The sequence below is a fragment of the Pseudoduganella sp. R-43 genome, from assembly GCF_049913255.1.
Classification (GTDB): Bacteria; Pseudomonadota; Gammaproteobacteria; order Burkholderiales; family Burkholderiaceae_D; genus Rugamonas.
The window spans coordinates 6273131-6294164 of record NZ_CP183988.1; the positions used below are offsets into that span (position 1 = coordinate 6273131).

Annotated in this window: 24 protein-coding genes; 20 read left to right on the top strand and 4 right to left on the bottom strand. The window is 60.4% G+C overall.

Features of this window, described 5'->3' with window-relative positions; genetic code table 11:
* Nucleotides 1-6: 6 nt before the first annotated feature.
* From ACN9M3_RS28690 to ACN9M3_RS28700, 3 genes are read left to right on the top strand one after another with little or no spacing between them, the layout of a single operon-like run.
* Nucleotides 7-1101, top strand: coding sequence for a porin (locus ACN9M3_RS28690; RefSeq protein ID WP_426319384.1), 1095 nt, complete (start codon nucleotides 7-9; stop codon nucleotides 1099-1101).
* A gap of 25 nt (nucleotides 1102-1126) precedes the next feature.
* Complete coding sequence (locus ACN9M3_RS28695; RefSeq protein ID WP_426319385.1) at nucleotides 1127-2968, top strand: sensor histidine kinase; 1842 nt, start codon at nucleotides 1127-1129, stop codon at nucleotides 2966-2968.
* Entirely contained in the window at nucleotides 2968-4290 is a 1323-nt protein-coding gene (locus ACN9M3_RS28700) for a sigma-54-dependent transcriptional regulator (RefSeq protein ID WP_426319386.1), read from the top strand. The genes ACN9M3_RS28695 and ACN9M3_RS28700 overlap by 1 nt, the downstream gene beginning before the upstream one ends.
* Before the next feature lies 1 nt (nucleotide 4291).
* Here ACN9M3_RS28700 and ACN9M3_RS28705 read toward each other — a convergent pair whose 3' ends face one another.
* The gene (locus ACN9M3_RS28705; protein ID WP_426319387.1) at nucleotides 4292-4822 is read right to left on the bottom strand and encodes an FKBP-type peptidyl-prolyl cis-trans isomerase; all 531 of its coding nucleotides are present in this window, start codon (nucleotides 4820-4822) and stop codon (nucleotides 4292-4294) included.
* 33 nt (nucleotides 4823-4855) lie between these two features.
* On the opposite strand from ACN9M3_RS28705, the gene thpR reads away from it, so the two are divergent.
* Nucleotides 4856-5365 carry an RNA 2',3'-cyclic phosphodiesterase gene (gene thpR, locus ACN9M3_RS28710; RefSeq protein WP_426319388.1) on the top strand — a complete coding sequence of 170 codons (510 nt, stop codon included), beginning with the start codon at nucleotides 4856-4858 and terminating at the stop codon, nucleotides 5363-5365.
* Nucleotides 5366-5386: 21 nt separating this feature from the next.
* On the opposite strand, the gene tcdA is transcribed toward thpR, so the two are convergent.
* Nucleotides 5387-6280, bottom strand: a complete 894-nt coding sequence (gene tcdA, locus ACN9M3_RS28715) for a tRNA cyclic N6-threonylcarbamoyladenosine(37) synthase TcdA (RefSeq protein WP_426319389.1) — start codon at nucleotides 6278-6280, stop codon at nucleotides 5387-5389.
* A 63-nt stretch (nucleotides 6281-6343) separates the two neighbouring features.
* Here tcdA and pdxH point away from each other — a divergent pair, with 63 nt between their 5' ends.
* The 9 genes from pdxH to ACN9M3_RS28760 all read left to right on the top strand — a co-directional run bounded on the left by pdxH (nucleotide 6344) and on the right by ACN9M3_RS28760 (nucleotide 15461).
* Entirely contained in the window at nucleotides 6344-7528 is a 1185-nt protein-coding gene (gene pdxH / locus ACN9M3_RS28720; protein ID WP_426319390.1) for a pyridoxamine 5'-phosphate oxidase, read from the top strand.
* 30 nt (nucleotides 7529-7558) lie between these two features.
* A complete protein-coding gene (locus ACN9M3_RS28725) occupies nucleotides 7559-8767 on the top strand; it encodes a class I SAM-dependent methyltransferase (RefSeq protein ID WP_426319391.1) in 1209 nt (402 codons plus the stop codon).
* Between the two features lie 352 nt (nucleotides 8768-9119).
* Nucleotides 9120-9635, top strand: a complete 516-nt coding sequence (locus ACN9M3_RS28730) for a DUF4303 domain-containing protein (RefSeq protein ID WP_426319392.1) — start codon at nucleotides 9120-9122, stop codon at nucleotides 9633-9635.
* Nucleotides 9636-10146: 511 nt separating this feature from the next.
* Nucleotides 10147-10986, top strand: a complete 840-nt coding sequence (locus tag ACN9M3_RS28735) for an ADP-ribosylglycohydrolase family protein (RefSeq protein ID WP_426319393.1) — start codon at nucleotides 10147-10149, stop codon at nucleotides 10984-10986.
* Nucleotides 10983-11513 (top strand): GNAT family N-acetyltransferase, encoded by a 531-nt coding sequence (locus ACN9M3_RS28740; RefSeq protein WP_426319394.1) that lies wholly within the window; start codon nucleotides 10983-10985, stop codon nucleotides 11511-11513. The genes ACN9M3_RS28735 and ACN9M3_RS28740 overlap by 4 nt, the downstream gene beginning before the upstream one ends.
* Before the next feature lie 97 nt (nucleotides 11514-11610).
* On the top strand, nucleotides 11611-13827 hold the full coding sequence (gene katG, locus ACN9M3_RS28745; protein ID WP_426319395.1) for a catalase/peroxidase HPI: 2217 nt from the start codon (nucleotides 11611-11613) through the stop codon (nucleotides 13825-13827).
* A 156-nt stretch (nucleotides 13828-13983) separates the two neighbouring features.
* The gene (locus ACN9M3_RS28750; protein ID WP_426319396.1) at nucleotides 13984-14502 is read left to right on the top strand and encodes a hypothetical protein; all 519 of its coding nucleotides are present in this window, start codon (nucleotides 13984-13986) and stop codon (nucleotides 14500-14502) included.
* A 146-nt stretch (nucleotides 14503-14648) separates the two neighbouring features.
* The gene (locus ACN9M3_RS28755; RefSeq protein ID WP_426319397.1) at nucleotides 14649-14954 is read left to right on the top strand and encodes a hypothetical protein; all 306 of its coding nucleotides are present in this window, start codon (nucleotides 14649-14651) and stop codon (nucleotides 14952-14954) included.
* A gap of 60 nt (nucleotides 14955-15014) precedes the next feature.
* A complete protein-coding gene (locus tag ACN9M3_RS28760; RefSeq protein WP_426319398.1) occupies nucleotides 15015-15461 on the top strand; it encodes a hypothetical protein in 447 nt (148 codons plus the stop codon).
* Nucleotides 15462-15467: 6 nt separating this feature from the next.
* Here ACN9M3_RS28760 and ACN9M3_RS28765 read toward each other — a convergent pair whose 3' ends face one another.
* On the bottom strand, nucleotides 15468-16016 hold the full coding sequence (locus ACN9M3_RS28765; RefSeq protein ID WP_426319399.1) for a 2OG-Fe(II) oxygenase: 549 nt from the start codon (nucleotides 16014-16016) through the stop codon (nucleotides 15468-15470).
* Between the two features lie 99 nt (nucleotides 16017-16115).
* On the opposite strand from ACN9M3_RS28765, the gene ACN9M3_RS28770 reads away from it, so the two are divergent.
* Genes ACN9M3_RS28770 through ACN9M3_RS28790 form a run of 5 tightly spaced genes read left to right on the top strand, consistent with a single transcriptional unit; the run spans nucleotide 16116 to nucleotide 18499 of the window.
* Nucleotides 16116-16856 carry an NUDIX hydrolase gene (locus ACN9M3_RS28770; RefSeq protein ID WP_426319400.1) on the top strand — a complete coding sequence of 247 codons (741 nt, stop codon included), beginning with the start codon at nucleotides 16116-16118 and terminating at the stop codon, nucleotides 16854-16856.
* A 4-nt stretch (nucleotides 16857-16860) separates the two neighbouring features.
* Complete coding sequence (locus ACN9M3_RS28775; RefSeq protein ID WP_426319401.1) at nucleotides 16861-17184, top strand: hypothetical protein; 324 nt, start codon at nucleotides 16861-16863, stop codon at nucleotides 17182-17184.
* Nucleotides 17185-17198: 14 nt separating this feature from the next.
* On the top strand, nucleotides 17199-17630 hold the full coding sequence (locus tag ACN9M3_RS28780) for an HD domain-containing protein (RefSeq protein WP_426319402.1): 432 nt from the start codon (nucleotides 17199-17201) through the stop codon (nucleotides 17628-17630).
* Nucleotides 17627-18073, top strand: coding sequence for a hypothetical protein (locus ACN9M3_RS28785; RefSeq protein WP_426165314.1), 447 nt, complete (start codon nucleotides 17627-17629; stop codon nucleotides 18071-18073). The genes ACN9M3_RS28780 and ACN9M3_RS28785 overlap by 4 nt, the downstream gene beginning before the upstream one ends.
* 21 nt (nucleotides 18074-18094) lie before the next feature.
* Nucleotides 18095-18499 carry a cupin domain-containing protein gene (locus tag ACN9M3_RS28790; protein ID WP_426319403.1) on the top strand — a complete coding sequence of 135 codons (405 nt, stop codon included), beginning with the start codon at nucleotides 18095-18097 and terminating at the stop codon, nucleotides 18497-18499.
* Between the two features lie 84 nt (nucleotides 18500-18583).
* Here ACN9M3_RS28790 and msrA read toward each other — a convergent pair whose 3' ends face one another.
* Complete coding sequence (gene msrA / locus ACN9M3_RS28795) at nucleotides 18584-19108, bottom strand: peptide-methionine (S)-S-oxide reductase MsrA (RefSeq protein WP_426165318.1); 525 nt, start codon at nucleotides 19106-19108, stop codon at nucleotides 18584-18586.
* A gap of 151 nt (nucleotides 19109-19259) precedes the next feature.
* On the opposite strand from msrA, the gene ACN9M3_RS28800 reads away from it, so the two are divergent.
* Both ACN9M3_RS28800 and ACN9M3_RS28805 read left to right on the top strand, forming a co-directional pair.
* Entirely contained in the window at nucleotides 19260-19766 is a 507-nt protein-coding gene (locus ACN9M3_RS28800; protein WP_426319404.1) for a flavin reductase family protein, read from the top strand.
* A gap of 36 nt (nucleotides 19767-19802) precedes the next feature.
* Nucleotides 19803-20981 (top strand): acyl-CoA dehydrogenase, encoded by a 1179-nt coding sequence (locus tag ACN9M3_RS28805; protein WP_426165322.1) that lies wholly within the window; start codon nucleotides 19803-19805, stop codon nucleotides 20979-20981.
* Nucleotides 20982-21034: the final 53 nt, after the last annotated feature.

The following is a 21034-nucleotide window of genomic DNA, read 5'->3' on the forward strand; positions in this document are numbered from 1 at the left end:
ACACCAATGAAATACACTGCCACCACCCTGCTGGCCCTGGCCTGCTGCAGCGCGCACGCGCAATCTTCCGTCCAAGTCTATGGCGTTGCCGATGCCGGCATCGTACTCGAACGCGGCGGCGCCGCCGGCAATACCTCCAATGTGAGCAGCGGCATCGCCTCCGGCTCGCGCATTGGATTCAAGGGCACCGAAGACCTGGGCAATGGCCTGTCGGCCAGCTTCGTCATCGAGAGCGGCTTCGCCATGGATACCGGCGCTTCCGGCCAGGGCGGCCTGACTTTCGGCCGCCAGTCCTACGTCTCGCTGGCCAGCCCGCTGGGCACCATCAGCGCCGGCCGCCAGTACTCGCCGTACTACAAGGCCTTGCGCGACATCGCCGATCCTTTCGCAGACGGCCTGGCCGGCCAAGCTGCCAACCTGATGGTACCGAACCGCCGCATGGACAACTCGCTGCGCTACGCCTCGCCCAAGCTGGCCGGCTTCTCGACCGAGCTGGCTTACAGCGCGGGCGAAGTGGCCGACGACAATACCCGCAAGCGCGCGCTGAGCGGCGCCCTGAATTACGACGAAGGCCCGCTGGCGCTGTCGCTGTCGCACTTCCGCCGCGAGAGCGCCAGCGCCGGCCTGCATGCCTATAACACCCTGCTGGCGGCGCGCTATAAGGTCGGCAACTACCAGCTGCACGCGGGCTATGCCTTCAACCGGGGCATGGGCACCGTGGGCGGCGGCGGCAGCAGCACGCTGTCGAACGGCACCAGCAGCCCAACGGGCACCGTGACCAGCGCCACCAGCGTCATCACCGCCGGCACCATCGGCGTTCCCGGCGCATCCAGCCGCGACGTGGTGCTGGGCCTGTGCGCCACCTTCGGCCCGCACAGCTTTGCCGGCTCGGTCGTGCAGCACATGGACCGCAGCGCGGCCAACCAGGATGCGCGCCAATACGGCATCGCCTACCTGTACGGCCTGTCCAAGCGTACCGACCTGTACGCCGCCTACGGCCGCATCAATGGCCACAACGGCGCCCCTTTCACCGTCGGCAACGCCACCGACGACGGCAAGGGCCAGCGCGCCTTTAACCTGGGGTTGCGCCATCAACTGTAACTGAGGTTTGCTATAGTTGGCTGTAATGCCAGTCCAGCCCAACATCACCGCAATGCCCCAGGCGCAACCGCGTCCGACGCAACACGTCCGTACTTTGCTGGGCCTGGTGCTGCTGGCAGGCCTGGCCCTGCCCTACCTGGCCTACTGGTGGGCCGACAGCGCAACGACCGAGCGCCTGCGTGAAGCGGGCGCGCAAAGGCTGGAGGTGTATGCCACCAGCCTGGAAAACCTGCTCGACAAGTACGACCTGATCCCGCGCATGCTGGAGCTGGACAAGGACGTGGTCCAGCTGCTGGAACATCCCGGCGACGAGGATGTGCGCAACAGTGTCAACGAATACCTGGAAGGCTTGAACAAGAAGGCCGAGTCCAGCAATATCTACATCGTCAACCTGCAGGGCCGCACCCAGGCCGCCAGCAACTGGCGCCAGAAGGACAGCTTCATCGGCGACGACGTCAATTTCCGGCCCTACATCCGCAATGCCCTGCGCGGCCGCCCTGGCGGCTTCTACGGCGTCGGCACCACCAGCCTGGAGCCGGGCTATTTCTACGCCCACGGCATCTACAAGGACGGCCGCATGCTGGGCGTGGCGGCCATCAAGGTCAGCATCGAGAACCAGCAGCGCAGCTGGACGCAGGGCAGCGACAAGGTGGCCCTGGTGGACCCGAATGGCGTAATCTTCCTCAGCTCGGACCCGGAGTGGAAGTTCAAGGCCCTGCGGCCCCTGTCGGCAAACGTACGCGCCGAACTCGAACAGACGCGCCAGTATTTCGCGCAAGCGCTGCCGCCGCTGACGCTGAAGCATGACGAAGCGCTGGCCAATGGCGACCGCCTGCTCGTGATCCGCAACAGCAATGCACCGGGTGCAGCGTCGACGCCCCTGATGCTGGCGCAGACACGCTCCCTGGCGCCGCGCGACTGGACCTTCATCTACATGTCCGACCTGAACGCGGCGCGCGGCAATGCCAGCCTCGCCTTCCTGTTCGCGCTGCTGGCCTATGGCTTCCTCATCCTGCTGTTCCTGTACTGGCGCCAGCGCCTGCGCGCCAAGGAAGAGCTGGAACGCATGGTGGCCGAGCGTACCGCCAGCCTGGCGCGCATGACGCAGGATTTGAGCAAGGAAGTCGACGTGCGGCGCCAGGCCGAACAGCAGCTGCAAATCACGCAGAACGAGCTGTTCCAGGCCGGCAAGCTGGCGGTGCTGGGGCAGATGTCGGCCAGCATCACGCACGAGCTGAACCAGCCGCTGACGGCGCTGCGCACCATGTCCGACAACGCCGTGCTGCTGTTTGAGCGCGGCCGCATGGACGATGTGCGCAACAACCTGAAAACCATTTCGCAGGTGGTGGCGCGCATGGGCACCATTACCGGCAAGCTGAAGGGCTTCGCCCGCAAGTCGAATGCGGAACTGGGCCCGGTGTCGATCCACACCTCGATTTCGAACGCCCTGGTGCTGGTGGAGCGCCGCATCCAGCTCGACAAGGTCACCTTCCAGCTGCGCATCGACAAGGCCGATATCTATGCGCTGTGCGACAGCAACCGGCTGGAACAGGTGCTGCTCAACCTGATGACCAATGCCCTGGACTCGATGGCCGGCTGCGCGGTGCGCGAGCTGGTGCTGGAGGTGAGCAGCAAGCCAGGCCGGGTCCTGATCCGCGTGGCCGACAGCGGCCCGGGTCTCAGCGACGAAGCGCGCGAGCGGCTGTTCGAGCCGTTCTACACCTCCAAGCCGCAAGGCGAAGGCTTGGGTCTGGGGCTGGCGATTTCAGAACAAATCATCCGCGATTTCGGCGGAAGCTTAAGAGCGGAACAGGCCAGTACTGGCGCCTGCTTCGTGATCGAATTAAAAGAAGCGCAGGAGACGTAATGGACAACATACAAGTGCTACTGGTCGAAGATGACCCGACCGTACGCGCTGGCAGTGAACAGGCGCTGGAGCTGGCCGATTTCTCGGTGAGCAGCTTCGAAAGCGCCGAACCGGCAGCCCAGCTGCTGCAGGCGAACAGCCCGGTGGTGCTGGTGAGCGATGTACGCCTGCCCGGCATGAGCGGGCTGGAATTGCTGGAAGCGGCGCGTGCCATCGACCCCGAACTGCCGGTCATCCTGGTCACCGGCCATGGCGACATTGCGATGGCGGTGCAAGCCATGCACGACGGCGCTTACGACTTCCTGGAAAAGCCCTACTCTTCGGAGCAACTGGCTGACGTGGTGCGACGTGCCGTCGACAAGCGGCGCCTGCAGCTGGAAGTGCGCGCGCTGCGCCAGAAGCTCGAGCACAGCGAAGGCATCGAGGCCTGCCTGCTGGGCAATACACCCGCCATGCAAGCCTTGCGCCAGGTGATCCTGGACGTCGCCGGACAGCCGGCCGATGTGCTGATCTATGGTGAAACCGGCACCGGCAAGGAACTGGTGGCACGTTGCCTGCACCAGTTCAGCGAGCGCGGCAGGCATCACTACGTGCCGGTCAACTGCGGCGCCATCCCGGAGACGATTTTCGAGAGCGAACTGTTCGGCCACGAGCAAGGCGCCTTCACCGGCGCTGCCAAGCGCCAGGTCGGCAAGATCGAGCACGCCGATCACGGCACGCTGTTCCTGGACGAAATTGAAAGCCTGCCGCTGGCGATGCAGGTCAAGCTGCTGCGTGTGCTGCAGGAGCGCTCGATCCAGCGCCTGGGTTCGAACGCCCCGGTAGCGCTGGACATCCGTGTCATTGCTGCGTCAAAAGAAGACCTGAAGGAGTTTTCCGACCAGGGCAAGTTCCGCAGCGACCTGTATTACCGCTTGAACCTGATCGTGCTGCACATCCCGCCGCTGCGCGAGCGCCGCGAAGACATTCCGCTGTTGTTCGAGCATTTCATGATGGATGCGGCAGCACGCTACAAGCGTCCCTGCCCGGTCGTACCGCCCGCGCAGATGCAGCAGCTGATGGCGCAGGACTGGCCCGGCAATGTGCGCGAGTTGCGTAATGCGGCCGATCGTTTCGTGCTGGGGTTGTCGGCCTCGACGGAGAGCGCAGCGCCGGCTTCGCTGGCGGACCAGGTCGGCGCCTTCGAGCGCATGCTGATCGAGCAGGCGCTGCGCGCGGCCGGCGGCAACGTCGCCACCGCCTGTACCGCGCTGAACCTGCCGAAGCAGACCATGTACCACAAGATGCAGAAGTACAGCCTGGCGGCCGAGGACTACCGCTGAGTTATTTGACGTCCACCAGCTCGACGTCGAAGATCAGGGCCGAGTTGGCAGGAATGCCCGGCATGGAGCGCGAGCCATAAGCCAGTTCCGCCGGGATGATCAGGGTGCGCTTGCCGCCCACCTTCATGCCGACGATGCCCTGGTCCCAGCCCTTGATCACTTTGCCGGTGCCCAGCTTGAAGTCCAGCGGCTCGCCGCGCGGGATCGAGCTGTCGAACTGGCGGCCGCGCTGGTTCTTGGCCAGCGGACGATACAGCCAGCCGGTGTAGTGCATGAAAACGGTGTTGCCGACATTGGCTTCGGCGCCCTTGCCGATCTTGTGATCGGTGACGATCAGTTGCTCTGCGGCTGGACCTGGCTGGGCCGAACCCGGCACGACCGGTCCTGGCTGGGCCGGCGCCGCGGCTTCGGCTTGCGCCGCTGGTGCGGCCGTCGCCGCTGGCTGCGCCGGGGCAGGTTCTTGGGTAGGCTGCTGTGCCTGCGCCAGGCCGGCGGCGCACAGGAATGCGAACAGGATCGAAGTGCGTTTCATGTATATTCGTTAAGTGGTTTTAAAGCGGCTGCCATGATAGCAAAACAAGCTGTGCACAAACTGTTTTTTGCGCTCTGGCCGGACGAGGATGTTCGCCAGGACTTGGTGCGCCTGCAGCAGCCGGTGCGTGGACGACTGGTTCCGCCCGAAAAACTGCACCTGACCATGGCATTTCTTGGCCAGCAGCCGGCGGAAGCCTTGCCTGTCTTGCTCGACATCCTGCATGCAACGCATGTGCCGCCGTTGCAGTTGACCGTTGATTGTTATGGCTACTTCAAGCGGCCGCAAATTGCCTGGGCGGGGATGAGTGCTGTGCCTGCCGGGCTGCTGGCCGCACAAGGTGAGCTGATGTCGCGGCTGGAGGCGGCGGGGTTCAGCGCCGCGACGCATGGGGAATTCAAGCCGCACATCACGCTGGCGCGCGAGGCGAAGGAGGCGCCTGCGGATTTCAGCGGGGTGCCGGTGTTGTGGAATGTGCAGGGGCTTGCGCTGGTGGAGTCGATGCCGGATGGGCGGTATTTGCCGTTCGCCCAAAACCGGTAAAACGGTGTCTGACCCGCAGGGTCAGACACCGGGCTGCTGCGGCCGCGAGTCAGGTGTCTGACCCTGCGGGTCAGACACCGGTTTACCGGTTTCAGCCTGCTCAGCCAGTTTGCGCAGCAAATGCCCCGCCGCCACCATCCCAAACGTCGCGGTCACAACCATCGCCGAGCCAAACCCCGCGCAGTTGATACCGGTCAGCCCAGGCTTCGCAGCCTTCTCATCGCCATCGACAGTGCAAGCCTCCCCCGTCTCAGGAAACTTCAAAGGCTCCATCGAAAACACCGCATCGACCCCCAGCTTGTTCTTGGAATTCGGCGGATAGTTGTACTGGCTGCGCAAACGCCGCCGCACCTTCTTCAGCAAGGGCTCCTGCTCAGTCTTGGACAAATCGCGCACCTCGATCCGGGTCGGATCGGTCTGTCCTCCCGCACTGCCAATCACGATCAGCGGAATCTGCTTGCTGCGGCAATAGTGAATCAGCGCCGTTTTCGATTTGGCTGAATCAATTGCATCCACGACATAGTCGAATTGCTGCGCCCCCACCATCTCATCCAGGTTATCCGGCGTGATGAAATCCTCCACCTGCACCACTTCGCAGAATGGATTGATCTGGGCAATGCGCTCCGCCAGCGCGGTAATCTTGGCCATCCCGATCGTGCCGGACAAGGCCTGGATCTGGCGATTGATATTCGACTCGGCCACATTGTCGAGGTCAATCAGGGTCAGCTTGCCAATGGCAGAGCGCGCCAGCGCCTCCACAATCCACGAGCCGACGCCGCCCACGCCAATGACGCAGACATTTGCGCCACGGAAACGTGCGAGCGCTTTTTCGCCATACAAGCGGGCGATGCCGCCAAAACGGCGGTCAAAATCGATATCTTCCAGAACTGGATCAACTATTTGCGGGGAATTCATCCCGTCATTTTACCGGACCCGGGCTACAATGTTTTCTCTTGCCAAGTTCACCAGACCTGCACCATGAGTAACTCCTTGATCGATACCGCCCCCGGCTATGAGCAGCCGATCGCTGTCCTGAAACACTGCCACGACAAGATCCGCAAGCAATTGCAAACCTTGCAAAACCTGCTGAGCCACCTGCCGCAGCACGGCGCCGATGCCGCCGCCCAGCAGGCCGCCCAGGCCGTGCAAAAGTACTTCAACAAGGCTGCCCACCTGCACCACGCCGACGAGGAAAACGACCTCTTTCCCCTGTTGACGGCGGCGGCGCAAGGCGACGATTCGGCCCTGCTGGCCGAGCTGGGCCCGCAGATCCTCGCTCAGCACAAGCAGATGGACCAGGACTGGGCTATACTCGATTCGCAACTTGATAAGATTGCCAACGGTTCCAGCGCAGCCTTGAATGCCGCCGACGTAGAACGCTTCGTGCAAGCCTATACCTCGCATATGGAAACCGAAGAGGCGCACATCGCGCCCATGGCCAAACGGATACTCAGTCCCGCCCAGATGACCATCCTGGGCGAGGCCATGCAGCAGCGCCGCGGCATCCTGCCGGCGGCCATCGCCGGCGGAATCGCCCTGGCGGACCTGCGCATGGATTATGGCCGCGCCAGCCTGTCGGAAGCCGACACCCTGGCCGACCCGATTGCGCAGTTTGCCAAGTGGTTCAATGAAGCCATGAAGGCGCAGGTGAACGAGCCCAACGCCATGAGCGTGGCCACGGTCGGCAAGAATGGCCGCCCGAGTTCGCGCATCGTGCTGATCAAGCAATACGATGAGCGCGGCTTCACCTGGTACACCAATTACCAGAGCCAGAAAGGCCAGCAGCTCGCGGAGAATCCGCACGCGGCAATCCTGTTCTTCTGGCCCGAGCTTGAACGCCAGGTCAGGATCGAAGGCCGGGTCGAGAAAACCTCCGCCGAAGAGAGCGACAAGTACTTTTACAGCCGCCCGGTGAAGAGCCAGCTGGGGGCCATTGCTTCCCAGCAGAGCCGGCCGATCGCCAGCCGCGAAGCAATGGAAGAGAGTTATGCCGCCGTCGAGGCGGCCAGCGGCGGTCAGCCGCATCGGCCCGAGCACTGGGGCGGTTACCGCCTGGTCCCGGACCGCGTCGAGTTCTGGCAAGGGCGCGCCTCGCGCTTCCACGACAGGATAGTCTATGACTTGCAGGACGGTAGCTGGAAAAAGGAACGCATCCAGCCCTGATCCGTCCTTTCACAGGGAAGGGGCAGGCGCATGTTTGTACAAAACCGCATCAACAGCTGGATCAGCAGCATTGCCCCGCAAGTCGCCCTGCCCCTGAGGATCGAGCTGTGGAATGGCCGCAGCTTCGACTTCTCGCAAGAAGCGCCGCGCGTGACGATCCGCGTCCCCAGCCCAGCCGCGGCGCGCTACCTGCTCAAGCCCTCGCTCTCCAGCCTGGGCACCGCCTATGTCGAAGGCGCCATCGAAGTGACCGGACGCGCCGTCGACATGATCAAGGTGGTCAACGCCCTCGCCCGCAGCTCGCTGAATGACAGCAGCAGCCTGGCCCGCATCGCGCGCAGCTTCCACCACAACCGCAAGGGCGATGCGGAAGCGATCCGCTACCACTACGACGTCTCCAACGAGTTCTACCAGCAGTTCCTCGATCCGAACATGGTGTATTCCTGCGCCTACTTCGAAAATGGCGACGAGGACCTGGCTACCGCGCAGATCAAGAAGATCGACCATATCCTGGCCAAGATCCGGCTGCAGCCGGGACAGACGCTGCTCGATATCGGATGCGGCTGGGGCGCACTGGTGATCCGCGCCGCCCAGAAGTTCGGCGCGCGCTGCACCGGCATCACGCTGAGCGAAAACCAGCATGCGCTGGCGCAGGAGCGTGTGCGCGCCGCCGGGCTGTCGGACCTGGTCGAGATTCGCTTGCAGGACTATCGCGACGTGCAAGGCAGCTTCGACCGCATCACCAGCGTCGGCATGTTCGAGCACGTGGGCATCAAGCACCTTGTGGAGTACTTCGGGATTATCAACAGGCTGCTGGCCGACGATGGGCTGGTGATGAACCACGGGATTACGTCGACCGATCCGGATAACGGCGAGACACCGTATGGCGGAGGCGAGTTCATCGAGAAGTATGTCTTCCCGCACGGCGAGCTGGCCCACATCGGCCAAGTGCTGAAAGCCATGCAGCAAGGCCAGCTCGAGGCCTACGACGTGGAAAACCTGCGTCGCCACTACGCCCGCACCTGCGCCATCTGGACCGAGAACTTTGAAGAACACGAGGAGAAGGTGCGCGAACTGGCGGGCGACAAGCGCTTCCGCATCTGGCACGTCTACCTCGCCGGCTGCGCCTATGCATTCGACCAGGACTGGATCAGTCTTTACCAGATCGTGTGCGGCAAGGCGGGGCGGCATCCTTCTTCGTTTCCCTGGTCGCGGCGTTACATCTACGACGACCACTGATCCCGGCTGGCCGGTTGCACTCGGTTGGCTGGCCAGGTTCCCCTGTAACTCGTTCAATTCCTGCTCTTTGGCCTTTCCGCGATAAACTACCGCCGTTTGTGCAAACTAATCGCAGCATTTTCACAAGTGTACCGGCACAAGAAGTTGCGTCTTACGCTATTAGACGTCATGATTGTAATTTTGAACATGCCAGTATGACGTCTTATGCACGTTGTTAGGTTTATCTGTACGCGCCCATGGCAAGGCACTGGAAAGAAAAACCAGATCCGAGCAAGCACCGCGACTTTATGCGGGATTCACTTCGACGCCTACGGCGCGCCTGCATTAACGCGTTAAGCCGGCACTAAACTTTATGGACATCCAAGAAGAACTTCGCAAGTCGGTAGCGTTGGCAGTTCGTCGATCAGCCGCGACGCTAAAGACAGATGGCCCGCTATTTGGATTCGCACTTGCGACCGATGACGATGTAAGAACTCTTTACCATGTCGCGTGTACCGTCGACTGGGTTCGGGAAAATGAGCTGTCCTACCCTGACATTGGTTTCATCTTTGTCGAGTGGCCTGATTCCGCGCACGATGATCTTTTCTCTCCCATAAGTTCACGCTTGGCTACCCTATCCAATCAAACATCCATCGAACATGCCGCTTGGTCTTCCGCTAGAGATCAAAGATTCAATGCATTGGTACTGGCCCTGAAGGACTGTCGGGACGCAGGAATATTTGATGAGGAAACACTACTGGTTGTGGGCAGCACCGATCCAAGCGAACACCTTCAGGCTCTTGAGATGCGGGCAGCAAAGTTACTCAATAGATCCAAAATCATTAGCGAGTATGCGAGAGCAATTGGGTCGCCCATGGGGTCAACTTAACAATGCATTCAAGCCGACGCCCTGCCTCCACGCTGCGCGCTTCGGCTGCCAGTTACTAGCGAGATACGCAATCACTTATGGATACTCCTTACATTTGCCCCCGCTGTCGCTCGAACCAGTTTGGAGCATTCGTGCAAGGTGGCAGCTATTTCACTCGTTGTTTGAATTGCGGTGATGGTGGGCCAGTGACTAGTTGGCTCGCGTTGTCCGCTCGGCTTACCAGTGAAATACGCGCCGTAGTGGTGGATGAAAATCTCAACGAAATTGAGGTGTTGGGCCAAGCTGCGGGACCGCAAATCAGTAAGGTAATTTCGGAAGCTGCCTACCAAGGGAAGCTGGTCCGTCTAATGAAACCGATGTGACGCAAGTGCCCGCCCCACCCGGCCCAACTGAAGATCCTTGGCGTCACGCCGCAACCTTCCGATCACAGCCTCAACATTCCATTGCCATGACAGCGTGCTAGAATTTTCCGCCAAATCGCAGCATAAGGCCTTGTTTCGGGAGAGTGATCGTGTTGTTGGAAATTGCCTTTGGTGACGCCTATGGCGCAGGTTTCGAATTCTGCAGCCGCGAGAAGATTGAGCGCCACAATAATCTGGCTTCCTATGTGTCCCACGAGTGCGGGATGGCGCCTGGCCGTTATACCGACGATACGCAAATGAGCATGGCAGTTGCGGAAGTCCTGCTGGCATCCACTGACTGGACCAGCGATGCTTTCGCCGACGCGTTTGTTCGCTGTTATAAGCGCGATCCCAGAATGGGTTACGCCAAAGGCCTGCAAAGCTTGCTGGACGACTGTGGCAGCGGCATCGAATTGCGGAAAAAGATCCATCCAAATAGTGCCCGCAATGGCGCTGCAATGCGTTCGGTCCCATTGGGGCTTATCCCGGACAAGCATCTGCTATTGGCGACAGCTCGCGAACAAGCTGTGGTCACTCACGATACGCCAGACGGTATTCTGTCATCACAAGTTGTGGCATTGATGGCGCATCATCTGGTGCATGGACGCGCCACCCTCGAGGACTTGCCACGCATGATCCGAACCGATACTGGGTTCGAGTTGAGAACAGATTGGGCCGGCAAGGTCGAATGCGACGCCATCCAGACAGTGCATGCTATGAGTACCGCATTGCTCAGGAACAGGCGCATGTCCGACTTGATGCGCGACTGCGTGAATTTTGGTGGCGACGTCGATAGCGTGGCAGCCATTGCCATGGGGTTGGCATCGCTGACTGAGGAATATACGCCTGATGTTCCATCGCAATTGCGACTTGGCTTGGAATCCGGGAAGTATGGTTCAAATTTTCTGGCACAGCTGGATACGACTTTGGCTGCCCATTTCTCGCGATGAACTCCACCGCTCACCACATATCGCCACACGTCCAAGCCTTAAGCGCCGAACATGCGGCGCAATATCGCGCGCTTGTGTTGCACGGCTATGAGCAAGAGCCGGATGCTTTCACGGCTACGCCGGAAGAACGCGCTGGCTTGCCCTTGTCCTGGTGGGAGCAGCGCATCGGCGGCCCCGGCCAGGACATCATTGCTTTTGGCGCGTTCAACGATGCACAACTGATCGGCGTGGTGGCTGTGGAATTCTCAGTCCGGCCGAAGACCCGTCACAAGGCTCACTTGATTGGCATGTACGTGGAAAAGGTATGGCGCGGCAAGGGCCTCGGCCGCCAATTGGTGGATATCGCCCTCAACCAGGCCAGGCAGCGGCCTGGCCTGGCAGTCGTGACGCTGACCGCCACCGAGGGCAACGCCCCCGCCATCGCCCTCTATGAAGCAGCAGGCTTCCGCAGCTTCGGGATCGAGCCGATGGCAATACGAACCGCGACGGGATTTCGGGCAAAAGTTCACATGTGGCTCGCGCTATAGTGTTTACACTATCGATTTCATGAAAACAATCAATTAGATCAATCCATACTCTTGCTTTAGCCTAAGGTTTCCCTGACAACAACAAGGAGAAACCGTGATGAGCAATCGCAAACTCGCCGTGCTGGCCATGCTGGCAGGCCTTCTTCCACTCTTCGAACCGCAGCTCGCCTACGCCGCCGACAAGGTAGCCGGCGGGCAGAACCGGTGGCCCGAGAAACTGGACCTCCAACCGCTACGCCAGCATTCCCCCGAATCCAATCCCTACGGCGCAAACTTCAACTACGCCAAAGAATTCCAGAGCCTCGACCTGAAGGCAGTCAAAAAAGACATCAACACAGCCCTGACCAATTCCCAGCCCTGGTGGCCGGCAGACTACGGCAACTACGGTCCATTCTTCATCCGCATGGCATGGCACAGCGCCGGCACCTATCGCGTAGGCGATGGCCGCGGCGGTGCGGCCAGCGGCCAGCAGCGCTTCGAACCGCTGAATAGCTGGCCCGACAACGTCAGCCTGGACAAGGCGCGCCGCTTGCTGTGGCCAGTCAAACAGAAATACGGCCGCAAGATTTCCTGGGCCGACCTGATGGTCCTGGCCGGCAATGTGGCGATGGAAAACATGGGCTTCAAGACCATCGGTTTTGCCGGTGGGCGCACCGATGCCTGGGAAGCCGACAAGGTATTCTGGGGCGCCGAAAACAAATGGCTGGGCGCCGACCGCTTCAGCGGCAAGCGTGAGCTGAAAGGCGCGCTGGCCGCCACCCAGATGGGCCTGATCTACGTGAATCCTGAAGGCCCCGAAGGCAAGCCTGATCCGATCGCCGCCGCAGCCGATATTCGCCAGGCTTTCGGCCGCATGGCCATGGACGACGAGGAGATCGTCGCCCTGATCGCCGGCGGCCACACCTTCGGCAAGGCGCATGGCGCGCACAAGCCCGAAGAATGCGTGGGCGCAGATCCTGCTGGCGCCGCGCTGGAGCAGCAAGGGTTGGGCTGGCAGAACAAATGCGGCAAGGGTAATGCCGAGGATTCGGTGACCAGCGGACTGGAAGGCTCCTGGACCTCGAACCCTATTGCATTCACCACGCAATACCTGGACAACCTGTTTGCCTTCGACTGGGTGCAAAGCAAGAGCCCCGCCGGCGCCACGCAGTGGGTGCCAAGCACGCCGGATGCAGCGAACCTGACGCCGGATGCACACATCGCCGGCAAGCGCCACGCCCCGATCATGTTCACCACCGACTTGTCGCTGAAGGAAGACCCCGAGTTCCGCAAGATCGCCAAACGCTTCCAGCAAGATCCGAAGTTGTTTGCCGACGCCTTCGCCCGGGCATGGTTCAAGCTGACCCACCGCGACATGGGCCCAAGCGCCCGCTACATTGGCGCCGACGTACCGAAGCAGGCCTTCCTGTGGCAAGACCCGATTCCCGCGCCAAGCTATGCCGCCATCGGCAGCCAGGATGCGGCACAGCTGAAGGAGAAAATCCTGTCGTCCGGCCTGAGCACGCAGGATCTGGTCAAGACGGCGTGGGCCGCCGCTGCCAGCTACCGCGGCAGCGACAAGCGGGGCGGCATCAACGGCGCCCGCATCCGTCTCGCGCCGCAGAAGGATTGGGCGGTGAACGAACCTGAGCAACTGGCCAAGGTGCTGGCCAAGCTTGAAACCATCCAGGCCGATTTCAACAAGGCCCAGAAAGGCGGCAAGAAAGTCTCGCTGGCCGACCTGATTGTCCTCGGTGGCAATGCGGCAATCGAGAAGGCAGCGAAAGCGGGCGGCCATGCCGTGCAAGTCCCGTTCAAGCCGGGCCGCGCCGACGTGACCCAGGCGCAGACCGATGTCAAATCCTTCGCCGTGCTAGAGCCGAAAGCCGATGGCTTCCGCAACTACTATGACAGCGAGAGCAAGCTGTCGCCCGCAGAAGCACTGGTAGAAAAAGCCAACCTGCTCAACCTGACGGTGCCTGAAATGACGGTGCTGATAGGCGGCCTGCGCGCCCTCGATGCAAACTATGGCCACTCGGCCAATGGAGTGCTGACCAGCAAGCCGGGTACCCTGAACAACGACTTCTTCGTCAACCTGCTGGCCATGGACACCAAATGGAACAAGGCGCCCGGCGTGGACGGCCTGTACGAGGGCCGCGACCGCAGTAGCGGTGAACTGAAATGGAAGGCGACACCGGTGGACCTGGTGTTCGGTTCGAATTCGGAACTGCGCGCTGTGGCCGAAGTCTATGCTGCAAACGATAGTCGTGAAAAATTCGTCAGGGACTTCGTGGCCGCCTGGAACAAGGTCATGAACCTGGACCGCTTCGATTAAAGACCGCAGCCCTGTGGGGAGTGATTGAACAGAGCTCCCCGCAGGCATCCTCCGCCTGCTTACTGGCCTGCCGAACAGCACGCCGGAAACGCCGAGGTGACCAGTGCATAAGCGGCATGCTACCATTTGCAAAAAAGTTAATTTGAGCGTGAATCAATGTTCTGGAACCGCAACAAGAAACCCAAAGCCACTCCCGCCGAACCCAGGGAGCATCACTACGTCTTTGCCCACATCCTGGTGAGAGAAGTTTGCTCACAAGATCCGTTGCACTTTTTTGCTTTGGTCGCTTCGCCCGAGCAGGAACATTTCGTCGGATGGCTGTGGGAAATGACTGCGAAGCAGGTTGGCAGGCCAATCACCGACTTCGACGCGCGTCAGTTGGTAGTAAGCACCTTCCGGATTCAGGATTCGCCAACCGTTCTGCTGAAGATGCCGGCTCCAATAGCGGCGGCAGAGGCCCACATGGTTGCAGTTGTCCTCACCGACTTCCCCAAAGACGAGGCGTCGGAAAGCAAAGGAGGCTTCCGCTATTTCACCCTTGAGCACGGCGTGAACCTGGACGACTCGACCAGGACCGTCTTCTGCGAATGGGATAATGAAGGCCACAAGAACTTTGGCGATGGACCTTCGCCAACCGTTGAAGCCTTCGCAGCTGCTATTGAAGCGAGACTTTGATCCTTGAGCAAGCGCTGCATAGTCTTCGGCTCTAGCTGGATGGACCGCGCAAGTGAGCTTCAACACGGGACGGAGCCCTCAGCCCAATCTCGATGCCTACTGCGCGCTGAAGCCGTGATGAGCAACGCGTTATCTGAAAGATCAACATGAAGATGTATATTCTTGTTCGAGACGACATTCCGCTTGGCTTTGCCATGGTGGCAGTTGCGCACGCATCACTCGCGGGCTATCTGAAGTTTCAAGACTCTCCCGAAGTGAAGGAGTGGCTTTCTGGTCCGTTCTTCAAGGCCGTCTGCAAAGCCAATCCAAAGGAGTTCGAGAACGCCAAGCTCGTTCCGGACCACGTTGTCCTCACCGAATCTGCCCTTGGCAACCAGGAAGTCGCCATCGTTTTCAAGCCGCGCTCTGAATGGCCAAAGATGTTCAAGTTCCTGCGACTCTACCGTGCTTGACCCCTGCAGACCAAACGACGAGGCACGCACAATCGCCGTACCACCACTGGAAAGCCCGACTTGAGAGAAGTAAAGCGAGGGCAGTTGTTGCTGCTGACGGTATTTCTAATGTTGAACGGCCTCGACATCGTGCTGCTGCTTGGCCAGCTTTTTCACGGCAACGTTCAGCGCGCGTTACCTGTTTCGATCCGCTTAACGCTAACGCTTGTCTTGCTGTCCTATCTTTACAGGGGCTTCGTGTGGGCGCGCGTGGTTACCGGCGTGCTGCTTCTTGTCGCGACAATCTACGGCGCCGTTGCAGCGGCTTCGCTGCAGTCATGGGTCTTGTGGGCACTGCTTGCCTCGTATAGTTTCTCGCTGTATGTTGTATGCCTCTCGCCTTCAGTTCGAAAGTTCTTCGCAGCACAAAAAGCACAACGCACTCACATTCCGCAGGAAATCCCTGCCAACACCGGCAATGAACGAAATTTACGCATCGAAGCTTTCCGCAAGCAGCATGAAGGCTAAGACGATTTAGCTGGTCCTTTCATACATGACGTCAGACCTCAACACGTATTTGGTGCCCGCGCTGATCTCTGCCCCTTGGTGCGACTGGTTGTGCGGGAAGACCAGCAGCATGCCTTCCTGCGGGCGTACGGTCTCCCACCTGAACTGGGTGTCGCCGCCTTCGAAGCCGGCATTCAGGTAGATCAGGAACGTGAGCAGGCTCACCTCGTCCGGCGACTTCTCGAACGAGCCATCCTTGTGCCATTTGAAGTACTCACCGCGTCCGTACCGATAAAAACGAAAACGCTCGTTCAAGCCGCACAGGCGCCACTCTCCCATGGTCGCTGGGAGCAACGGCGCGGCACGCGTAAATAGCAACTCGGCCAGGCATGGATCGTCGAAGATCACCCGGTCGTTGTTGCGAATGTCCGTGCGCCGAACCGATCCCATAGGGAGATTGACTTCAGAGGGCTGGTAGCCCATCTGCTCGCCCATTGCGATGTAGTGATGGCATTCGGCTTCATCGAGGAATTGATTTACCGTGAAGACGCCAAGACCCAGTTGTTCTGCTTTCATGATGTCGCCTTATTTTCTTTGTTAGTGCAAATAATACACTAAGTTATTTTCTTTTGACACTAAGGGGATTAAAATGGCCGCCTATGAGCGAGGACATCAATGAGCAACCGCGAGACTGAGCAGGAATTTCTGCGGAAGTACAATATTCATGACTTCGACGTTCCGCTGACCAGCGTCGACCTGGTCATTCTCACGATTCGAGAAAATGCGCTGCACGTCCTGCTGGTACGCCGAGGCGAACACCCGCACAAGGGACGCTGGGCGCTGCCTGGCGGCTTCATCGACGTTCACCGCGACGCCGACCTTGATGCCACGGCGCTGCGCAAGCTACGCGAGAAGACGGGCGTCGAGGCGCCCTACCTCGAACAACTGCAAGGCTTCGGCAGCGCTACGCGCGATCCGCGCGGCTGGTCCGCGACCTTCGCCTACTTCGCCTTGATCGGATCGGACGGCGTGGAGCTGCACCATGGTTCCGGCAGCGACGCGGCCAGTTGGCATCCGGTGGATGGCTTGACGGCGAAAGATGCGCTGGCGTTCGACCACGCAACGATCCTCGACGTGGCCCTGCAGCGCGTGCGCAACAAGGTCGAGTACACGTCGATCCCCGTGCATTTGCTGGCGCCCGAATTCACCTTGTCGGACCTGCAGCGCGTGTACGAAACCATCCTGGGGCGCGCGGTGGAGAAGAGCGCATTCCGCAAGCGGATCAAGGAGGGCGATTTCCTCGAAGAGATTCCAGGCAAGCAGCGCCACGGCAGCAACCGGCCGGCCCAGTTGTACCGCCTTCGCGCCGGCCATCCAACGGTCTACTTCAATCGCGTAATGAGCGCTGGAGGTTGAGCCTATGTTGAAGCCTCGCGTGGTACGCTATCTGCGCCCACTCTCGTATGTCCCGATCTTCCTTGTAATCGCCGCGCTTGTTTGGGACAATTTTCGTCCCAGGGGACAAGCCTGTCCAAGCATGTCTTGCGTCGGACAAGGCCTGGGCGAGGCGATGGCGCTGATGTGCGCACTCGTCGTGGCAGTTATTCTGGGTGCTGTGCTCAACATCGCATCGTTCCGGCGCCAGGAATCGCCCAGGTCGACGCTGCGGAAGCTTGAACTTTGGCTGTTCGTGTCGCCGTTCATTCTGACGTTGGGACTCGTCATCCTTTTCATCCTCAGATAGCAGTAGGAGCCGCAATGTCTACCCTTGAGCGAGCCATCGAAATTGCAGCTGCAGCCCATGCCGGCCAAGCCGACAAGGCCGGCCAGCCCTACATCCTGCATCCACTGCGGGTAATGCTTCGCGTCTCTACCAATGACGAGCGCATGGCAGCGGTGCTGCATGACGTGGTGGAAGACACGCCGGTTACATTGGCGCAGTTGACAGAGGCCGGCCTTCCAGTTGAAGTAGTCGAAGCCATTGAGGCGCTTACCAAGCGCCCCGGCGAAACCAGGATGCAGGCCGCGGCACGCGCAGCATTGAATCCGATTGCACGCGTCGTCAAGCTCGCCGACAATGCGGAAAACATGGACCTGAGCCGCATCGCCAACCCGACCGAGAAAGACTTCGCGCGGGTTGAGGAATACAAACAGGTTCGCGCCCTCTTACTGAATTCGGATTCAAATTGACACGCACGCTGGACATCGCACTTGCCCTTGGCCTCGGAGCAGTACTGCTCACGGCAGTTTTCATCTTCGGTGATCCAGCCTATCTGGGTCCATGGTATTACCTGCTGGCCTGGGGCGGCGTGATCGGCCTGATCCAGATTGGCAAAGCACCTCCTTTGTCTACTTTGGGCGCTACGACTGCCTTGACTGTGACCCTCCTCGGCTACTGGGCATGGCAAGCCTCGCTGCCGCGACCAGAGGGATTGCTTGGACTCGGCCATTTGTTCTCACTGCCCGGCCTTGCGCTGGCGGCAGTCGCTGTTGCAGTGCTCGCGCGGCGCCGTGGCTTGAAGCCTGCCAGCGCCTTTGCCGCGACCTTCGCCGCATGTTCCGCAGGTTTCTGTATCGCGCAGTTCATTGTTTGCAGGACTGCCCTCTATTGCGGGGCGATCTCGGGAATGTGATTTGCTGAAGGAGTTTCCGCCATGAAGACTGCTGTTGGACCATTCAATACCGTCGAAACTTACCTGCACCTTGGCCCTGATGGAACTTCGGTGCCACTTGAAGTCAACGAATCGTTCTGGCAAGACTTGACTTCGGGCGCATTCGCCCACCTCGGGCCGGGGCGGCTGGTATCGACTTATGACTTCAGCGAGGACTGGGCAAGCTGGGAGCAGCACCCGGCCGGCGAAGAAATTGTCGCCCTGATTTCTGGCGCCATCCAATTCGTGCTGGAAGTGGATGGCGGCGAACGCAAGGTTGAGTTAGACCAGCCCGGTCAATTCCTCATCGTCCCACGCGGCACCTGGCACACGGCGAACATCGCGCGCCAGGCCAAGGTCCTGTTCATTACTCCCGGCGAGGGTACAAGCCACCGTCCAAGGGTTTGATGATGGCCATAGCATAGTTCAGCCCGAGATATGCGCCGAGTGAAATCGCTGCGAGCCTGACGGTGCCGGGCGGACGCCGGCTGGCTACTTGAGCTTCTCGGCGTACATCTTACGGAACTTGGCCACCTTGGGCGCCACCACGAAGGCGCAATAGCCTTGCAGCGGATGCTGGGCGAAGTAGTTCTGGTGGTAGTCCTCGGCCTTGTAGAACGGCGCGGACGGCGCCAGTTCGGTGACGATCGGCGCGTCCCAGACATGGGCCATCTCGGCGATCACCTGCCGCGCAGTGGCTTCCTGCTCAGGAGTTTCGTAGAAGATCACGGAGCGGTACTGGGTGCCAACGTCATTGCCCTGGCGATTCAGGGTAGTCGGGTCGTGAATGGTAAAGAAGATGACCAGCAGGTCGCGGTAGCTGACTTGGGCCGGGTCGAATTCCAGCCGCACCACTTCGGCGTGACCGGTTTCACCGGTACACACCTGTTCATACGTGGGATTCGGCTGCGCGCCGCCCATGTATCCCGATTCGACCTTGGTGACACCTTTCGCCTCCAGGTACACCGCCTCGGTGCACCAGAAACATCCACCGCCCAGGATTGCTACTTCAGCCATATCGCCCTCCTCACGTACCGGAAGTATTACTGTAGCGCAAATCGGCGCGCACTGCTCAAAAAGTGCCGCCTTAGCTAAAATCCCCGTCGCTTTCGCCAAAGGTTAGACTATCGTTCTTTGGCATAATCTCTTTGAAACAAACAGGTCCCGCATGAATACCAGCTCCCCACGCGCCGCCTCGCGCGAATTCGACAGTGTGCATTTTCGCCAGGCACTGTCGCAATTTGCCACGGGTGTGACCGTGATTACCACGCGGCTCGCTGATGGCAGTTTCCGTGGCTTGACGGCCAGCTCCTTCAATTCCGTCTCGCTCGACCCGCCATTGGTGCTGTGGAGCCTGGGCACCGGCGCCAACAGCCTGCCCATATTCAGCGGTAACTCGCACTATGTGATCAATGTGCTGAGCGCCGACCAGGCCCATTTGGCCAAGCTGTTTTCGACCCGCACGGAAGACCCGTTCGGCACGGTCGAATTCGAGCTGTCGCGCACCGGCCAGCCGGTCCTGAAGGGCGCCACGGCGTGGTTTGAATGCCACAACCGCAGCCGCTACCCGGAGGGCGACCACGTGATTTTCGTGGGCGAGGTTGAACATTGCGAGTTTGCCGGGAACGCACCGCTGGTTTTCCACGGCGGGAAGTTCCGCGACCTGTTGAAATGATTGATTTTTTATAAACAAAGAGAGACAGGAAGCATAATGAGCAAAGCCGCATTCCACTGGGACGATCCCCTGCTGCTGAACGACCAGCTGACCGACGACGAGCGCATGGTGCGCGACGCCGCCGCGGCTTACTGCCAGGACAAGCTGGCGCCGCGCATCCTGGAAGCCTTCCGCCACGAGCAGATGGACACTTCCATCTTCCGCGAAATGGGCGAACTGGGCCTACTGGGCCCGACCATCCCTGAGCAATACGGCGGCCCTGGCCTGAACTACGTGGCTTACGGCCTGATCGCGCGCGAAGTGGAACGTGTCGATTCCGGCTACCGCTCGATGATGTCGGTGCAGTCCTCGCTGGTGATGGTGCCGATCTATGAATTCGGCACCGAAGCCCAGAAACAGAAATACCTGCCAAAGCTGGCCACCGGCGAATGGATCGGCTGCTTCGGCCTGACCGAGCCAAACCACGGTTCCGATCCAGGCTCGATGATCACCCGCGCCAAGAAGGTGCCAGGCGGCTACTCGCTGACCGGCTCCAAGATGTGGATCACCAACTCGCCGGTAGCCGACGTATTCGTGGTGTGGGCGAAGGACGATGAAGGCGCGATCCGCGGCTTCGTGCTGGAAAAAGGCATGAAAGGCCTGTCGGCTCCTGCGATCCACGGCAAGTTCGGCCTGCGCGCTTCGATCACCGGCGAAATCGTGATGGACGAAGTGTTCTGCCCTGAAGAAAACGCCTTCCCGGACGTACGCGGCCTGAAAGGCCCGTTCACCTGCCTGAATTCGGCCCGCTACGGCATCGCCTGGGGCGCGCTGGGCGCGGCGGAAGCCTGCTGGCATACCGCCCGCCAGTACACGCTGGACCGCAAGCAGTTCGGCCGTCCACTGGCGGCGAACCAGCTGGTGCAGAAGAAGCTGGCCGACATGCAGACCGAAATCACCCTCGGCCTGCAAGGCTGCCTGCGCCTGGGCCGCATGAAGGACGAAGGTACTGCCGCCGTCGAAATCACCTCCATCATGAAGCGCAACTCCTGCGGCAAGTCGCTGGACATCGCCCGCGTAGCGCGCGACATGCTGGGCGGTAACGGCATCTCCGACGAATTCGGCATCATCCGCCATATGGTGAACCTGGAAGTGGTCAACACCTACGAAGGCACGCACGACATCCACGCCCTGATCCTGGGCCGCGCGATGACTGGCATCCAAGCCTTCCAGTAAATAAATGGGGACGTACCCCATTTATTAAGCAAGCCCCGCTGCGAGCGGGGCTT

Excerpts from the sequence above, each read along its gene's own strand:
- ACN9M3_RS28695 (WP_426319385.1), top strand. The coding sequence starts at position 1,127 with ATGCCAGTCCAGCCCAACATCACCGCAATGCCCCAGGCGCAACCGCGT.
- ACN9M3_RS28700 (WP_426319386.1), top strand. The coding sequence starts at position 2,968 with ATGGACAACATACAAGTGCTACTGGTCGAAGATGACCCGACCGTACGC.
- ACN9M3_RS28740 (WP_426319394.1), top strand. The coding sequence starts at position 10,983 with ATGAACTCCACCGCTCACCACATATCGCCACACGTCCAAGCCTTAAGC.
- katG (WP_426319395.1), top strand. The coding sequence starts at position 11,611 with ATGAGCAATCGCAAACTCGCCGTGCTGGCCATGCTGGCAGGCCTTCTT.
- msrA (WP_426165318.1), bottom strand. The coding sequence starts at position 19,108 with ATGGCTGAAGTAGCAATCCTGGGCGGTGGATGTTTCTGGTGCACCGAG.
- ACN9M3_RS28800 (WP_426319404.1), top strand. The coding sequence starts at position 19,260 with ATGAATACCAGCTCCCCACGCGCCGCCTCGCGCGAATTCGACAGTGTG.
- ACN9M3_RS28780 (WP_426319402.1), top strand. The coding sequence starts at position 17,199 with ATGTCTACCCTTGAGCGAGCCATCGAAATTGCAGCTGCAGCCCATGCC.
- thpR (WP_426319388.1), top strand. The coding sequence starts at position 4,856 with ATGATAGCAAAACAAGCTGTGCACAAACTGTTTTTTGCGCTCTGGCCG.
- ACN9M3_RS28755 (WP_426319397.1), top strand. The coding sequence starts at position 14,649 with ATGAAGATGTATATTCTTGTTCGAGACGACATTCCGCTTGGCTTTGCC.
- ACN9M3_RS28765 (WP_426319399.1), bottom strand. The coding sequence starts at position 16,016 with ATGAAAGCAGAACAACTGGGTCTTGGCGTCTTCACGGTAAATCAATTC.
- tcdA (WP_426319389.1), bottom strand. The coding sequence starts at position 6,280 with ATGAATTCCCCGCAAATAGTTGATCCAGTTCTGGAAGATATCGATTTT.
- ACN9M3_RS28770 (WP_426319400.1), top strand. The coding sequence starts at position 16,116 with ATGAGCAACCGCGAGACTGAGCAGGAATTTCTGCGGAAGTACAATATT.
- ACN9M3_RS28705 (WP_426319387.1), bottom strand. The coding sequence starts at position 4,822 with ATGAAACGCACTTCGATCCTGTTCGCATTCCTGTGCGCCGCCGGCCTG.
- ACN9M3_RS28775 (WP_426319401.1), top strand. The coding sequence starts at position 16,861 with ATGTTGAAGCCTCGCGTGGTACGCTATCTGCGCCCACTCTCGTATGTC.
- ACN9M3_RS28750 (WP_426319396.1), top strand. The coding sequence starts at position 13,984 with ATGTTCTGGAACCGCAACAAGAAACCCAAAGCCACTCCCGCCGAACCC.
- ACN9M3_RS28725 (WP_426319391.1), top strand. The coding sequence starts at position 7,559 with ATGTTTGTACAAAACCGCATCAACAGCTGGATCAGCAGCATTGCCCCG.
- ACN9M3_RS28805 (WP_426165322.1), top strand. The coding sequence starts at position 19,803 with ATGAGCAAAGCCGCATTCCACTGGGACGATCCCCTGCTGCTGAACGAC.
- ACN9M3_RS28690 (WP_426319384.1), top strand. The coding sequence starts at position 7 with ATGAAATACACTGCCACCACCCTGCTGGCCCTGGCCTGCTGCAGCGCG.
- pdxH (WP_426319390.1), top strand. The coding sequence starts at position 6,344 with ATGAGTAACTCCTTGATCGATACCGCCCCCGGCTATGAGCAGCCGATC.
- ACN9M3_RS28730 (WP_426319392.1), top strand. The coding sequence starts at position 9,120 with ATGGACATCCAAGAAGAACTTCGCAAGTCGGTAGCGTTGGCAGTTCGT.
- ACN9M3_RS28790 (WP_426319403.1), top strand. The coding sequence starts at position 18,095 with ATGAAGACTGCTGTTGGACCATTCAATACCGTCGAAACTTACCTGCAC.